Source organism: Gottfriedia sp. NPDC056225, assembly GCF_042267765.1.
In the GTDB taxonomy this organism is placed as follows: Bacteria; Bacillota; Bacilli; order Bacillales; family Bacillaceae_G; genus Gottfriedia.
Genome location: NZ_JBHJTJ010000001.1, coordinates 68,596 through 82,132, shown reverse-complemented (window position 1 = coordinate 82,132; position 13,537 = coordinate 68,596). Strand labels below are relative to the sequence as shown.

The 13,537-nt window shown below is 32.4% G+C and carries 18 protein-coding genes; 13 read left to right on the top strand and 5 right to left on the bottom strand.

From position 1 onward, the window contains the following. The first annotated feature begins 20 nt into the window (after positions 1 to 20). From panE to ACFCYN_RS00425, 3 genes are all read left to right on the top strand, one after another. Positions 21 to 983 (top strand): 2-dehydropantoate 2-reductase, encoded by a 963-nt coding sequence (gene panE, locus ACFCYN_RS00435; RefSeq protein ID WP_375946856.1) that lies wholly within the window; start codon positions 21 to 23, stop codon positions 981 to 983. Between the two features lie 134 nt (positions 984 to 1,117). Next, entirely contained in the window at positions 1,118 to 1,666 is a 549-nt protein-coding gene (locus ACFCYN_RS00430; RefSeq protein WP_375946855.1) for an NADPH-dependent FMN reductase, read from the top strand. Positions 1,667 to 1,684: 18 nt separating this feature from the next. Then, on the top strand, positions 1,685 to 2,086 hold the full coding sequence (locus ACFCYN_RS00425) for a VOC family protein (protein ID WP_375946853.1): 402 nt from the start codon (positions 1,685 to 1,687) through the stop codon (positions 2,084 to 2,086). Positions 2,087 to 2,206: 120 nt separating this feature from the next. On the opposite strand, the gene ACFCYN_RS00420 is transcribed toward ACFCYN_RS00425, so the two are convergent. Further along, positions 2,207 to 2,611: a YmaF family protein gene (locus ACFCYN_RS00420; protein WP_172446293.1), complete on the bottom strand. Its 405-nt coding sequence runs from the start codon at positions 2,609 to 2,611 to the stop codon at positions 2,207 to 2,209. A gap of 172 nt (positions 2,612 to 2,783) precedes the next feature. Here ACFCYN_RS00420 and ACFCYN_RS00415 point away from each other — a divergent pair, with 172 nt between their 5' ends. The 6 genes from ACFCYN_RS00415 to ACFCYN_RS00390 all read left to right on the top strand — a co-directional run bounded on the left by ACFCYN_RS00415 (position 2,784) and on the right by ACFCYN_RS00390 (position 7,066). After that, on the top strand, positions 2,784 to 3,254 hold the full coding sequence (locus ACFCYN_RS00415; protein WP_172446292.1) for an Lrp/AsnC family transcriptional regulator: 471 nt from the start codon (positions 2,784 to 2,786) through the stop codon (positions 3,252 to 3,254). Between the two features lie 9 nt (positions 3,255 to 3,263). Continuing rightward, the gene (locus tag ACFCYN_RS00410; protein ID WP_375946851.1) at positions 3,264 to 3,878 is read left to right on the top strand and encodes a LysE family translocator; all 615 of its coding nucleotides are present in this window, start codon (positions 3,264 to 3,266) and stop codon (positions 3,876 to 3,878) included. A gap of 277 nt (positions 3,879 to 4,155) precedes the next feature. Next, positions 4,156 to 4,584 carry an Rrf2 family transcriptional regulator gene (locus ACFCYN_RS00405; protein WP_098118747.1) on the top strand — a complete coding sequence of 143 codons (429 nt, stop codon included), beginning with the start codon at positions 4,156 to 4,158 and terminating at the stop codon, positions 4,582 to 4,584. Positions 4,585 to 4,745: 161 nt separating this feature from the next. Continuing rightward, entirely contained in the window at positions 4,746 to 5,384 is a 639-nt protein-coding gene (locus ACFCYN_RS00400; protein WP_172446291.1) for an NAD(P)-dependent oxidoreductase, read from the top strand. Positions 5,385 to 5,644: 260 nt separating this feature from the next. Continuing rightward, positions 5,645 to 6,133 carry a VanZ family protein gene (locus ACFCYN_RS00395; protein ID WP_172446290.1) on the top strand — a complete coding sequence of 163 codons (489 nt, stop codon included), beginning with the start codon at positions 5,645 to 5,647 and terminating at the stop codon, positions 6,131 to 6,133. Between the two features lie 195 nt (positions 6,134 to 6,328). Beyond that, entirely contained in the window at positions 6,329 to 7,066 is a 738-nt protein-coding gene (locus tag ACFCYN_RS00390) for an alpha/beta fold hydrolase (protein WP_375946849.1), read from the top strand. Between the two features lie 114 nt (positions 7,067 to 7,180). On the opposite strand, the gene ACFCYN_RS00385 is transcribed toward ACFCYN_RS00390, so the two are convergent. Genes ACFCYN_RS00385 through ACFCYN_RS00375 form a run of 3 tightly spaced genes read right to left on the bottom strand, consistent with a single transcriptional unit; the run spans position 7,181 to position 8,556 of the window. Beyond that, on the bottom strand, positions 7,181 to 7,813 hold the full coding sequence (locus ACFCYN_RS00385) for a hypothetical protein (RefSeq protein WP_375946847.1): 633 nt from the start codon (positions 7,811 to 7,813) through the stop codon (positions 7,181 to 7,183). A gap of 12 nt (positions 7,814 to 7,825) precedes the next feature. Next, positions 7,826 to 8,230: a permease prefix domain 1-containing protein gene (locus tag ACFCYN_RS00380; RefSeq protein WP_172446287.1), complete on the bottom strand. Its 405-nt coding sequence runs from the start codon at positions 8,228 to 8,230 to the stop codon at positions 7,826 to 7,828. Beyond that, positions 8,227 to 8,556 carry a PadR family transcriptional regulator gene (locus ACFCYN_RS00375; RefSeq protein WP_172446286.1) on the bottom strand — a complete coding sequence of 110 codons (330 nt, stop codon included), beginning with the start codon at positions 8,554 to 8,556 and terminating at the stop codon, positions 8,227 to 8,229. Before ACFCYN_RS00375 ends, ACFCYN_RS00380 begins: the two co-directional genes overlap by 4 nt. Positions 8,557 to 8,796: 240 nt before the next feature. Between ACFCYN_RS00375 and ACFCYN_RS00370 the strand changes: the two genes are divergently transcribed. From ACFCYN_RS00370 to ACFCYN_RS00360, 3 genes are all read left to right on the top strand, one after another. Continuing rightward, positions 8,797 to 10,098, top strand: a complete 1,302-nt coding sequence (locus ACFCYN_RS00370) for an FAD-dependent oxidoreductase (RefSeq protein WP_375946844.1) — start codon at positions 8,797 to 8,799, stop codon at positions 10,096 to 10,098. A 20-nt stretch (positions 10,099 to 10,118) separates the two neighbouring features. Beyond that, positions 10,119 to 11,000 (top strand): RNA polymerase sigma factor SigJ, encoded by an 882-nt coding sequence (sigJ, locus tag ACFCYN_RS00365; RefSeq protein WP_172446284.1) that lies wholly within the window; start codon positions 10,119 to 10,121, stop codon positions 10,998 to 11,000. Between the two features lie 202 nt (positions 11,001 to 11,202). Further along, the gene (locus ACFCYN_RS00360; protein ID WP_172446283.1) at positions 11,203 to 11,991 is read left to right on the top strand and encodes an EcsC family protein; all 789 of its coding nucleotides are present in this window, start codon (positions 11,203 to 11,205) and stop codon (positions 11,989 to 11,991) included. Positions 11,992 to 12,059: 68 nt separating this feature from the next. Here the strand turns inward: ACFCYN_RS00360 and ACFCYN_RS00355 are convergent, their stop codons facing one another. Further along, a complete protein-coding gene (locus ACFCYN_RS00355; RefSeq protein WP_172446282.1) occupies positions 12,060 to 12,716 on the bottom strand; it encodes a glycosyltransferase in 657 nt (218 codons plus the stop codon). A gap of 238 nt (positions 12,717 to 12,954) precedes the next feature. Here ACFCYN_RS00355 and ACFCYN_RS00350 point away from each other — a divergent pair, with 238 nt between their 5' ends. Next, positions 12,955 to 13,521 (top strand): VanZ family protein, encoded by a 567-nt coding sequence (locus ACFCYN_RS00350; RefSeq protein ID WP_375946842.1) that lies wholly within the window; start codon positions 12,955 to 12,957, stop codon positions 13,519 to 13,521. Positions 13,522 to 13,537: the final 16 nt, after the last annotated feature.

Below are 13,537 nucleotides of genomic sequence, written 5' to 3'. Positions count from 1 at the left end.
GGATAGAGAGGGAGTTTTTGATGCGAATTCTTGTATTGGGAGCTGGAGGAGTTGGCGGCTATTTCGGAGGACGCTTAATAGAAAAAGGAGAAGACGTTACTTTTTTAGTACGAGCTAATCGGAAAAAACAGCTTGAGGAAAAAGGTTTGATCATCCGTAGTTTACACGGCGATTTTTCATTTCAACCAAATCTAATTACTACTGAGGATCCGGCCGAGATTTTTGATATCATTCTTTTTTCAACTAAGTCATATCATTTGGAAAACGCAATTAAAGATGTAAAACCGTTCGTAGGTAATCAGACTGTTATCATACCTCTTCTAAACGGAATTGCTCATTTAAATCCATTAAAACTGGCCTTCGGTGAAGATCAGGTGATTGGCGGTTTATGTTTTATTGAAACAACTCTAAATAAAGATGGTGAAGTTGTACAAACAAGTAAAGCCGCTAGACTTGTATTTGGTGAATTTCTTGGAAAGGAAACTGATCGTATAAGAAGAATTACCGCAGTGTTTAATGGCACAAAAGCTGATTTCGTCCAAAGTAAACAGATTGAGCGTGATATGTGGCATAAATATTTATTTATTACGGTAATGTCTGGCGTTACGTCTCTTATGCGTGCCCCAATTGGTCCGATAAGGGAAAGTGAAGGTGGTAGAGTCACTATCCGAGAATTATTTGAGGAATGTAACAATATTATGAGAGCATATAGTGCACCAATTTCTGATAATATCGTCGATGAGCATATGCGATCAATTGATGCTCTTGGGTATGATATGAAATCATCTTTGCAGCGCGATATGGAAAAAGGTTCCCAGGTTGAGGGAGATCATTTGCAAGGGTATTTATTAGAACTTGCCAAGAAAAAGGATATGAGCGCTAAATTGCTTGAGATAGTTTATCAAAATATAAAAGTTTATCAAAAAATGAAGCAAGATCGATTCAAACAAGACAATACAAAAAGCGAGCATCTCTCGGTCTGAAATCTACAACTTTAGTTGTAGATTTTTTTTATTTTTATATACAACTAAACGTGTAGAAAAGTTCTATCATACGACTGAGGTATCCACTTTATTCATTGACTATACTAAAAGTACAAATCAAAGGAGTGGGAAATATGAATATTATAATGATAAATGGTAGTCCAAGAAAAGAAGGGCGTACAGGTAAATTAACTTCAATCATTTCAAAAAAATACATTTTAAAAACAATTGATTTAAGTGAACTAGTATTACCAATATACAATGGACAAGAAGAGCAAAATGAAATTGTGAATATCCAAAAATTAAGATCACAATTAGAAAATGCTGATGCAATAATCGTTGCGACACCAGAGTATCATGGTGGAATGAGTGGAGCATTAAAAAATGCTTTTGACTTTTTAGGGAGTAAGCACTTTAAAGATAAACCAGTTGCAATAATGTCTGTATCCGGTGGTGGAAAAGGTGGCATTAATGCGCTTAATAACATAAGAATCGTTTTAAGAGCTTTATATGCAAATGTATTGTCGAAACAAGTTGTCATCGACCCATCGGATTTTGTCTCAGAAGGGACAGGACTAGGAGAAAACATTTCTTATTTAGTAGACGGATTAATTCAAGAATTGAAGCTTTACACACAATTATCTAAAAAACTAAATGAAGAATGGGCAGCATCAAATTATTAAAGGATAAAGGTGGTGACAATGAGAAACTGGGTTCAGTTTAGAATTGCAAGACCTACCGATCAGCTAGCTGAAATAACCAAGTTTTATGGTGAAGGGCTTGGCCTAAAATGCGTAGGAGGATTCCAAAATCACGATGGTTATGATGGAATCATGTTTGGTTTACCGAATGTTGAATACCATTTGGAGTTTACTCAACACATTGATGGAAGTCCATGTCCTGCTCCAACTAAGGATAATCTTTTAGTATTTTATATGCCAGATCAAGCTGAAATTAACCTAGTTAAATCGCGATTAAATCGCATGGGATACTTCGACGTTAAACCGGAGAACCCATATTGGCTTGGAAAAAGTAATACATTTGAAGATCCAGATGGTTGGAGGATTGTGCTAATGAATACGGAAAGATTGAAGGATGCTTGAGCCCATATTTTACCTGTAAAATGAAAACATACTGAAGGGACCTTCTAGGGAAGGTCCTTAATTTATTCTAAATAAAATTTATGTATATGCACTATACATAAGTTGAATTTTAAAGTCTCACTAAACCAATGGTCGATCTATTAAAGTTGCAAATTCAAGATCATGCTCATGATCATCATTAATCGTTGTCATTCCTTTAACAAAGTGAACATGCTTACCGTTTCCTACAGGAATAGGAGGCCCAGTTTCAATAATAACTTCGTGATGATGATCTAGAAAATCTGTATTTACTACAATTCGGTGTACATGGCTGTGTCGACCTTTGGGAATGACTTCACTTGTGACTCCCGCAAAGCGATGGTTATGCCGATCGTCATTTTCTTCTGCTAATTTAGTACTAGCTACAAATTCATGCACATGTGTTTGAGGTTTTACTTCTGCCTCTTCGTTTGACACTTTTTCTGCTTCTTCATTAGATTCTCTTTCTCTTATTCTTTTCCGATATTCAAACGGGTCTCTTTTCATAAAATGTAGCCTCCTTCAATCAAGATTGTCTACCTTTTTCATCTTATTAGTGGAATTAAATAAATATGTTTTTTTTAGGTCGAAAATTAGAAGGCATTTATTGGAAAACATTGATTAACTTTCGAAAAATAAGTAAAATTAAATAAAACTTATAAAAAGAAGGTATAGATACATGGATGCTTATGATTTGAAAATAATTAATCACTTAATGGATAATTCTAGAATGAAGTGGGCGGATTTAGCTAGTGAAGTCGGCTTATCAGCGCCGGCTACTGCTGAGCGTGTAAACCGATTAGTTGAACAAGGTGTAATCAAAGGATTTGGTGTATTAGTCGATTCAGAAAAAGTCGGTAGCGAATTAACAGCATTTGTAGCTGTCTCGCTTGAACGACCTGAAAATAGAGCACCATTTTTAGAGCTTGTTAATCAATTAGAGGAAGTACAGGAATGCCACCATATTGCAGGTGAAGATGATTATTTACTAAAAATAAGAAGTAGAAATACGAAGGACTTAGATCGAGTAATTAGTCATGAGATAAAAGGGTTAAAAGGTGTGGTAAGAACAAAAACAACAATTGTAATGGATACAACGAAAGAAACTTTTCGACTACCATTGCAAAAGCATAAATTTTCGATTGAGTAGGAGGTTAATATGAATTTTGAAATTTACATTAAAGGATTATTAATAGGCTTATCAATTGCTGCACCTGTAGGCCCAATTGGAGTGCTATGTATACGTAGAACATTGGCTCATGGAAGAATGGTTGGTTTAGTTTCTGGACTTGGGGCAGCAACTGCAGATGGTATTTATGGTCTTATCGCTGGCTTTGGTTTAACGGTCATTATGAATTTTTTAATTGGTCAGCATGTTTGGATTCAATTAATTGGTGGTTTTTTTCTATGTTATTTAGGTGTAAAAACACTTATTTCAAAAGCTAGCTATACACAATCTGATACACAAAAGAAAAATATGATAAACGCATTTCTATCAGTTTTATTTTTAACGTTAACAAATCCAATGACGATTTTATCATTTATTGCCATTTTTGCGGGTTTAGGTATTTCGAATTCAGCTAGTAATATTGGAACTTCTATTATTTTAGTATTAGGCGTTTTTAGTGGATCAAGTTTATGGTGGATCATTTTAAGTAGTGGTGTAGGATTATTTAGAAATCGAATTAATAATCAATCTTTAACACTAATTAATCGCCTATCAGGTATTATCATTATTATTTTTGGTGTCATAGCTTTATATGGACTAATGTAATATTAATGAGCTCAAACTAGGCAGCCGTTTCAACATAAAATTACACTTAAATAAGGAAGGAAGCTATAGACTATTTATAACTTCTTTTATTTTAATTTTAGTAAAAAAATAAAACATACCATTTATTTAAAATAAGTATAATAAATTGCTTATCTTTTAAGAGTAGTAAAGGGTATTTTATATAAAAATATAAACACCAATCGGATTGTGTAAAATAAATATTGTTGACATTTATTTATAGTTGTAACTATAATAGTTACATCGGAGGTTGAATCCTATGAAAATCAGTAGTCGTTTTACCGTTGCTGTCCATGTTTTATCTCTTGTTACGATTGAAAATAGCGCACTTTGTACTTCTGAATGGATTGCAGAAAGTGTGAATACAAATCCAGTCGTAATAAGAAGGGTGATGGGAAAACTTAAGAATGCTGGCTTAATTCAAGTTCGACGAGGAACCGGTGGAGCTACACTTCAAAAGTCTTTAAGTGAGATAACTCTTCTAGATGTTTATCGAGCAGTTGAAGTAGTTGAAGAAGGTGAACTTTTTCAATTTCATGAGAAACCGAATCCGAATTGTCCAGTCGGTGCAAATATCCAGGCAGTGTTAGAATTAATATTAAATCGCGCACAAGAAGCAATGGAAAAAATACTGGATGATGTTACAATGGAAGAATTAGTTACAGTATTAAGTAAAAAAATTGGATAACAATATTCAATTTTTTTTATAAATGATGTAACCGAAACAGTTACATCTGTAAGGAGTTTTATTTTTTTTGAAATAGTTGTAACTATTCATGTTACAACGAATGAGTAATGAATCTGGATTTTAATCCAAATAAATAATTAAACCTTTAGGAGGAAAAAACGATGAAGATTGGTATTATTGGAGCTACAGGGAAAGCAGGAAGTCTTATTATGAGTGAAGCTATAGAAAGAGGACATGAGGTAACAGCAATCGTAAGAGATGCTTCTAAACTAACTAATAAAACAATATCTGTTTTAGAAAAGGATTTATTTGATTTAAATTCAACAGACTTAAAGCAATTTGACGTTGTCGTTAATGCATTTAAAGCAGCTAACGGTCAAGAACATCTATATCTGGAAGCTGGCAATGTTTTAATTAATGCTTTAAAAAATGCTGAAACTAGATTAATAGTTGTTGGTGGTGCAGGAAGTTTATTTGTTGATGAAGAACAAAAGATCCAGCTAGTTGACACTCCTGAGTTTCCAAAGGAATATTATGCAACTGCATCAAAAATGACAAAAGGTCTTCAGGATTTACAAAAAACAACGGATGTAAATTGGACATTTATTAGTCCCGCAGCATTTTTCGATCCAAACGGAAAAAGAACTGGGGCTTATCAAAAAGGAAAAGACAATTTTATTGTAAATAAAAAAGGTGATAGTTACGTAAGCTATGCTGACTATGCAATTGCATTAGTGGATGAAATTGAAAATCCACAGCATTTAAATGAACGTTTTACGTTAGTTTCTGAGGCAGAATAAAAATTTTTAAGCGATTCTTTTGGAGAATCGCTTTTTTGTATTCTGAATACGACATGGCTGTGAATTTAAGAAAAATTTAAGATTTACCCCACTCTTTCTTTAAATTATTTCTACTACCCTTTAAGCATAGAACAATAAGTAGTAAAGCGAAAATGAAGGTTTGATTTTTGATAGTATTTAAGGTTTGCTACATTAATAAAGTAGTTATTTAAAAAATATGACCTAACTACATGATAACAGCAAGAATTGGGGGAGAAATTTTGGGAAATAAAAAATTGACAGTCGTTTTATTCATAATCTATTTATTAGCACTTAATTGGTTAGTCCTATTTAAGTTGCAGTTTTCTTTTGATCAAATAACTAGGGTGCGTGTAATTAATTTGATTCCACTTAATGGGTCTGTCTTTTCTGAGGTGTATAACAATATAAGGATTTTTGTGCCGTTTGGTATTTATATATGTATGTTGAAAAGTAATTGGTCTTTTAAGAAGAAACTACTTTCGTTTTTTGGTTTAACTCTAGCATTTGAGGTTATACAGTATGTTTTAGCAATCGGTATAAGTGATATTACTGATATACTGGCCAATACTCTTGGCGGTTTAATCGGGATTGGAATCTATGAAATTTTATTTAAGATATTTAAGCATAGAACAAATAAATTTATTAATTTACTTGCACTGGTGTTAACGTCTTTTGTATTATTATTTATCATCTTTATATTTAAAAGGCACAGGATCCTTTTTATGTAGTGTATAGTAAGTCCGTAGTACGATAGGTATGGCTTAATTTCACAATATATGATTTTGGCATTCTTAATTGCTATGTATTAATTTGAATTTTATTAATCAAACTAAAATTACTTTAAAGTTCGGCATCGGGAATATAAATTTTAATTTCATATTACCGATTATCTCGAGATCTTAAATTAAAGTGGGTGCAGTTTGATGAAAAGAATAATAAAGTACAGCGTTATTAGTATTGTGGTGATACTATTACTTGCATTTGGAGGATTTTATATTTGGTCTCAACAGACGTATAGTCCATCAAAGGAGTTGTACTCATTAGTTGGAAATGTGAATACTGATAATAAACACCATTGGGAAGTTTTTGAACCTAAATTGAATAAAGAAACTGGAATCATTTTATATCCTGGGGCTAAAGTTGAGCCCGAAGCTTACAGTTATTTTGCAAAAGGACTAGCAAATGATGGATATACGGTTATTATTCCAAGTGTTAAGTTTAATTTTGCTATTTTTGATGTGGATAAGGCTGAGCAAGTAATGAAAAGTTATCCTTCTATAAAGAAATGGTATATTAGTGGGCACTCCCTTGGCGGAGCGTCTGCAGCTGCTTATGCCTATAAGAATCCGAAAAAAATAGAGGGGATCATCTTTCTAGGATCGTATCCAGGCAATTCTAATGACTTTTCTAATTCGAATTTACCTATGCTATCGCTATATGCGGAATATGATGGCTTATCTACAATGTCAAAAATTAAAGAAACTAAACATTTACTATCACAGGATGCTACTATGTATGAGGTGCTAGGTGGTAACCATGCTCAATTTGGGATGTATGGAAAACAAAAAGGGGATAAAAAAGCTACAATTACAGCGAAACAACAACAAGATAAAATAATTGAAGTCACAACGAAATGGCTAGATGCTAAGAGGAAACGATGATATTAATCCTTTATTATTTCCTTGAAAGTGTACCATAGAGTACCTGGGTCAATAAAGGAAAAATAAAAAGGACTTCTAATTTGAAGTCCACTAAGCTAATCGTACGATTATTCTCTATATTTGCTTCTTTTTATATCCATAAAAATACATGCTCAGCGGCCACCAAATGACTGCAAAAATTGGATATACTGCCCAAATTGTATTAGGAGTAGAAATGATATTTACAATAATAAAGAAAATACTTATAAAAATGCTAGCCGTAAAAGAAAATGCGACAAAAGCTTTTCTTTTTGCATAATAAATTGATAACGGCCACCAAATAATCGCAAATGCTGGATAAATCACCCACGGATACTCAGGAGATGCGATCAAATTTAATATGCCATAATAAGCAATTGTTATGATACTACCAATAAGTGCAATCGATAATGTTCTAGCCTTCTTACCTATATGTAAGAAGATAGGCCAACTAATAATTGGCAAAGCAGAATAAAAAAACCAAAGATAATCGGGTGAATGAATTAAGTTTTCTGTTAGCAAAAACGCAAGCAGTACAACACTACCGAAAACTGAGAATTGCTTTAACGACCTTTTCCCGATGAAATATAAACTAACGGGCCAAAATAAAATGAAAAAACATGGGTAAATGAACCAAACTGTACCAGGTGATGTAACAAAATTTACGATCATGAAAAAGAGCATAGTCATAATGCATCCAGCAGTTGCGAAACCAAGATAATTTTTCACTGTTTATTCACCTCACTTTTTTCGTTGCCAGTAGAAGTACATAGAAAGTGGCCACCATAATAGTCCAAACGTTGGATAGACAAACCAAATTGTCTTTGGGGTATAGTAAAAATTAATAAATAAGAAGAAAGCGATTAGTAAGCCACTTCCCCATATTGAATAGGCTAAATTTAGCTTTGCAAAGTTACCTTTTTTTCGATCTGGTTTCTTTACACCAAGTTCTTTCTTTAATTCCTCAATGTCTCCAAATTCAACGATTGCTTTATTTATAGCATCTTCTTCTTCTTTGCCATTTTCCATTAAATACATGACTTTTTCTTCTAGATTTTGTATGATTTCTTGTTTCACTATTTCTGACTGTTCCGTTTTTGGAACATCTTTAAATAGTTCTTCAATATGATTTCTAATTTTTCTCATCTTATCTCCTCCATGAATAAATCGATAATTTCTTTGACTTCCAGCCACTCTTTCACTAGTTCACTTAAATATGCTTTACCTAATGTAGTAATCTTGTAATATTTTCTTTTTCCACCGTGTGTAATATCACCAAAATAAGCTTCCACAAGTTCCTTTTTTTCTAGACGTTGAAAAACTGCGTATAAGGTAGCTTCCTTAATTTGAAACCGATTATCTGTACGTAGTCCAATTTCTTGAGATATTTCATAACCATATCGATCCTTCTCAGAAATTAGTTTTAATATGATTGAGTCAAGATGCCCTCGTATGATGTCACTTCTAACCATAATTCACCTTCTAAAGTATATTATTCTATCTGATAGAGTAATGTTAACAATAATTACTCTATCTGTCAAAGTAATTTTATGTTTTTCTAATCATTACTATTCCAAAGTGGATCAGAAAGCCCGTCCAAAGAGTAAAATATGCTTTTAGTTTATTTTTCTTAGTTCTGCTCTACTATATGTCACGTTTTTTATTTTTCATTCGTCTTAATTAATGAACGATGGAAAGGGAGCTGGAATAGGATGTTAAATCAAATAAATAATAGTCAAAAATGGGATGTTGTTATATTAGGTGGAGGTATCGCTGGTTTGACTGCAGCGATTTACTTAGCTCAAACTGGAAAAAAGGTATTAATTTTGGAAAAAGGATCTAAAGTAGGCGGTAGAGGTATTTCTAATCAAGTCGGGAACGCACAATTAAATCTTGGAGCACATGCATTATATACAAACTGTATTGAGATTTTAAATGAAGTAGGAGTTAAATTGTCTGGCAAACTTCCAAAATTGAGTGGTTCATTTATTTTTGGAGATCAGTATGAGCAATTGAAAGTGATCGAAGCATTCAATTTATTTTTGGGTAATCATTTAAAGTGGAAAGAGAAAATGGAATTTATTCGTTTTTATCGACAAATCCGCAAAATGGATATAGATGAATTAAATTGTATTAGTTTAGAAGAGTATTTGAATAATAATATAACGAGTAATCGTGTGAAAAATTTAATATTAGCGTTCATACGTTTATCTACTTTTACTTGTAACCCTGAACTTTTAAGTGCTGGAGTGGCGATTGGTCAGCTTCGTAGCGCAAAAGTAATGTATATAAATGAGGGATGGCAATCAATTGTTAATGACTTGGTTAAAACTGCAGATCAACATGGTGTTGCAATTCAAAAAAGTTCATCAGTATGTAAAGTTAGTGGCTCTTATCCAAATATAAATCTCGAACTACGAAATGAGACTAGTATTTCCACTAAATGTTTATTATCAACAATTAATCCAGTTGATGTAGTTAAGCTAATTGATGAGCCAGTCTCAGATTCATTTTTACAGAAATGTAGTCAAATAATCCCGATAAAAGCTGCATGCTTAGATCTTGTCATGCGTGGTTTACCAAATCCAAAACTCAATTTTGCTTTAGGCATAGATCAGCCATGGTATTTTTCGAATCATTCTACAGTTGCTAACCTAACGACTGAACAAGGAGAAGTTGTTGTCCATCTAATGAAATATTTAAACTCGGTTAACGAAACAGATCCGTCAAAAGATGAGGAAGAGCTAGAGGGCTTGCTTGATTTACTTCAACCTGGATGGAGAGACTATGTTATTTCACGTCGATACCTTCCTAAACTTATTGTTTCTAATGATATAAAAAAACCATTTGAAAGCTTAAATAGAAGTTTATCAAATAGTGAAGTAGGTGTAGATGGCATTTTTGTCGCAGGAGATTGGGTTGGTCAAATGGAACTTCTATTAAATGCATCATTGACTAGCGCAAAAAACGCTGCAAATTTAATAAATGAAAAGCTTGCTTTTCAACTAATTTAATAATAGAGGTGAGAAAGTTCATGGAGGTAGACGATCTATATTCTCAATATAAGCCACTTCTATTTTCGATAGGTTATAGTATGCTTGGTTCAATTGAGGATTCGGAGGATTTAGTACAGGATACATTTCTCGCAGTTCAAAAATTGAATCACTCCGCAAAAGATGAGCCAAATAATATGAAAGCTTATCTATGCAAAATTATGACCAATCGCTGCTTAGACGTATTAAAATCATCTAAACATAAAAGGGAAGTCTACATTGGACCGTGGCTACCAGAACCGATCATTCAAAACTTACCTGAGGATCTATATAGAGATCCAATCGAGAAGATGATTTTAGATGAAACGATTACCTATGGGTTTTTAGTATTAATAGAACAGTTAAATCCAACCGAAAGAGCAGTATTTGTATTACGCGAAGCCTTTGATTTTGATTTTCGTACAATAGCGAATATTTTAAATAAAACTGAATTAAATTGCCGGAAAATATTTAGTAGACTTCAACGTAAAATCCAAATAAAGGATGCAGCTATAAAACAAAATCTTAATCATGAACTAGACATTGCTAAACGATTTATAGAAGCAGCAGAAACTGGTAATTTAGATATGTTAATATCACTTCTAACCGAAGATATTATACTCATTACAGATGCTGGTGGTAAAACGAAAGCTGCTCTACGTCCAATAAATCTACAGAAAAATGTGGTTGCATTTCTGACCGGAATAAGAAAGAAAATAACTACCCCATCAAAAATTCAATGTGTTTTGGTAAATAATCAAATTGGCTTAATGGTAAAAGCTGAGGGAGAAGAAGCAACTGTAATTTGTTTTGAAATAGAAGATGACCGTTATCGAAGAATTTATATGATTCGAAATCCGGATAAAATTAGATTTTTAGATTAAAGATCAACTAGAGGGTATCCCATAGGTTTTTGGGGACCCTCGTTTTTTTTCAAGAGAGAAGTTAAAGGGATATGAGTAAGTAAATGAGTATGTTAGTAATCTTAGCTCATTAGACATTCCCATTTATATTTTTGTATTATTAATGTTAAGCAATATAGTTTAATGATTGAATATGTTTAAAGAATAAATGTTAGGAGTGCTTATGGAAACGAAAGAGTACTTAATAAGGCAGCTTAATGAAATTGAAAAATGGGAAAAGGATCAAAAAAGCGTATTTTTTTGGGAGAAAATCGGCAGAATTCCTTTTATGATTTTAGATAAAATAACACCGAAATTTGTTCATGATAAAATTGGGCTAATTTTGGATGAACTATCAAAATATGTTAATGCAGGTGGTCAATATTTAGTTAGTGTTCCAGCAACTCTTACAAGGATGAGCAGGGAACTCTCTATTCAAGAGATATCTGAGGTTGAAATGGTAAATCAGCTTAGTCTTGAACAAATGGATCAGGTTTCAAATGCTTTTATTTCTAGCCGTAAACAATTTGCAAAGGTTCAAGGAGCAACTACAGGGTTTGGTGGAATGTTCACGATTGCAATAGATATTCCAATATTGTTAGGTCTGACACTAAAGACACTTCAAGAAATAGCAATTTCTTATGGTTATGATCCGAATGAACAAACGGAGAGAATTTTTATTATAAAATGTTTACAGTTTACATCAGCGGATATAGTTGGAAAAAAGGCGATATTAGAAGAGTTAACAAATATTGAAGGAAAAAAAGCATTTTCTCAAATAGAAGGTTGGAGAGAAGTATTCTATACATACCGTGACAATATGGGATGGAAGAAGCTGTTCCAAATGATTCCAATTGCAGGCCTAATATTCGGTGCATATGTAAATAAGCAAGCAATTGAGGATGTTGGTGAAGCAGGTAGAATGTTATATAAGAAGAGACGCATTCTTGAGAGACTGAATCATGTAGAATAAACAGAAAAAAGATGAATTTAGTTAAGAACTAAATTCATCTTTTTTCAATTTAAAAATCAAACGTTTGTTTAATTTTTAAACTTATTTGGGAATTGCTTAATTATACCTGCAGATAATGCATCTGCTAGAACGTTAATGTGGTGTAGACCATCATCAAATGCTTTTACATTTCCGTCCCAATCCATTTTTATTCTAGTTACTACTTCATTTGTTACCATTTTTAAATGTACGTATAGTAAATTCTTTAATGCTTGATTTGACCAGTTAGGATTTGCTTTGCTTAGAAAGGCAACAATATCGTCTGCATTTTTGAACCATTGATCATTTAGTGATTTTAATGTTGCCATATCATTTGCTTTGGCAGCGTCAATAAGTTTACCAGCTATTACAATATGGTCGGTTAATAACTTAGCAAGTTGATTCCCAGCGGCATCACCATAATATGGTTTAATTGCATTTCCAATATCTTGTTGGTTCCTTAAAAGTCGAGCAAGTACTTTGTCTTTATCCTGTAAGCCAGCAACAGCACTAACAATATATTTACTAGTCCAAATTGTATGATCGTTCCAAAGCTTTCTCATATCACCTTGGAACTTACATGCGGAGTTACTTATACATTTTCCGTGAGCTCGAGTATCAATCTCCTCAGCACCTGTTTTAATTGGAGCTAAAAATAGTGCAAAACATAAAAAAACAGTCGTTAATTTCAGTAATTGTTTCTTCATCTAGATGTCTCCTTTGAGAAAAATTCAAAATGTACCAATATTATTTTGGATTTTTTTTCAAGTACTATTCATAAGTTTTTATGTCTTTTTGTTTGGAAATTCGAAGAACATCAAAAATGATACTATTTTCATATATGGAAAATAATGATTTTAATATAATATTAAAATAAACTAATGGTTAAAAATGGAAAAAATTTTCAACGGTATTAATTTCTTTGAAGGTGAAAGGGGCGTTGATTTGTTAAATTACTTGTACCCTAGTATTTTTGTAATGTCTTTTTTTATTTTATACTTTGGCTATAGATTCCTAAGGGGTTATATTACTTTACAAAAATATTTATATTGGATAATTTTTGGAATCTACTTTACATTCTTCATCGATTTAACTTTGTTTCCATTTCCCTATCAAAAATATTTAATACAAATCATGATTGAAGACAAATTAGGTGATTTAAACAATTTTGTTCCCTTTAAGGGAGTAGTAGACATCATAAGGAGTGGCTCATTTACAATTGCTCTAAAACAAATTGGTGGAAATATTTTATTATTTATTCCATTTGGATTAGCATGGCCGATTCTCTTTCCGAAGATTATGAAACGTAAAACGATTTTAATTGGTTTTTCTGTAAGCTTAGTAATTGAATTAACTCAAGGGATAGCTGGATTATTCATAGGATACAATTATAGATCTTGTGATATTGATGATTTAATCTTAAATACGCTTGGAACAGCATTTGGAATCTTTATCGATCATGTTAGAACAAAATCTTATATTAAATCAGACCTAGTTGAGGATAAATGCTAAAAAAAAAGACAAGTTG

What these genes read in the sequence shown, in the direction of transcription:
- ACFCYN_RS00410 (WP_375946851.1), top strand. Translation starts at nt 3,264, where the DNA reads ATGAATTTTGAAATTTACATTAAAGGATTATTAATAGGCTTATCAATT.
- ACFCYN_RS00360 (WP_172446283.1), top strand. Translation starts at nt 11,203, where the DNA reads ATGGAAACGAAAGAGTACTTAATAAGGCAGCTTAATGAAATTGAAAAA.
- ACFCYN_RS00355 (WP_172446282.1), bottom strand. Translation starts at nt 12,716, where the DNA reads ATGAAGAAACAATTACTGAAATTAACGACTGTTTTTTTATGTTTTGCA.
- ACFCYN_RS00375 (WP_172446286.1), bottom strand. Translation starts at nt 8,556, where the DNA reads ATGGTTAGAAGTGACATCATACGAGGGCATCTTGACTCAATCATATTA.
- ACFCYN_RS00400 (WP_172446291.1), top strand. Translation starts at nt 4,746, where the DNA reads ATGAAGATTGGTATTATTGGAGCTACAGGGAAAGCAGGAAGTCTTATT.
- ACFCYN_RS00420 (WP_172446293.1), bottom strand. Translation starts at nt 2,611, where the DNA reads ATGAAAAGAGACCCGTTTGAATATCGGAAAAGAATAAGAGAAAGAGAA.
- panE (WP_375946856.1), top strand. Translation starts at nt 21, where the DNA reads ATGCGAATTCTTGTATTGGGAGCTGGAGGAGTTGGCGGCTATTTCGGA.
- sigJ (WP_172446284.1), top strand. Translation starts at nt 10,119, where the DNA reads ATGGAGGTAGACGATCTATATTCTCAATATAAGCCACTTCTATTTTCG.
- ACFCYN_RS00430 (WP_375946855.1), top strand. Translation starts at nt 1,118, where the DNA reads ATGAATATTATAATGATAAATGGTAGTCCAAGAAAAGAAGGGCGTACA.
- ACFCYN_RS00405 (WP_098118747.1), top strand. Translation starts at nt 4,156, where the DNA reads ATGAAAATCAGTAGTCGTTTTACCGTTGCTGTCCATGTTTTATCTCTT.
- ACFCYN_RS00415 (WP_172446292.1), top strand. Translation starts at nt 2,784, where the DNA reads ATGGATGCTTATGATTTGAAAATAATTAATCACTTAATGGATAATTCT.
- ACFCYN_RS00425 (WP_375946853.1), top strand. Translation starts at nt 1,685, where the DNA reads ATGAGAAACTGGGTTCAGTTTAGAATTGCAAGACCTACCGATCAGCTA.
- ACFCYN_RS00370 (WP_375946844.1), top strand. Translation starts at nt 8,797, where the DNA reads ATGTTAAATCAAATAAATAATAGTCAAAAATGGGATGTTGTTATATTA.
- ACFCYN_RS00390 (WP_375946849.1), top strand. Translation starts at nt 6,329, where the DNA reads ATGAAAAGAATAATAAAGTACAGCGTTATTAGTATTGTGGTGATACTA.
- ACFCYN_RS00380 (WP_172446287.1), bottom strand. Translation starts at nt 8,230, where the DNA reads ATGAGAAAAATTAGAAATCATATTGAAGAACTATTTAAAGATGTTCCA.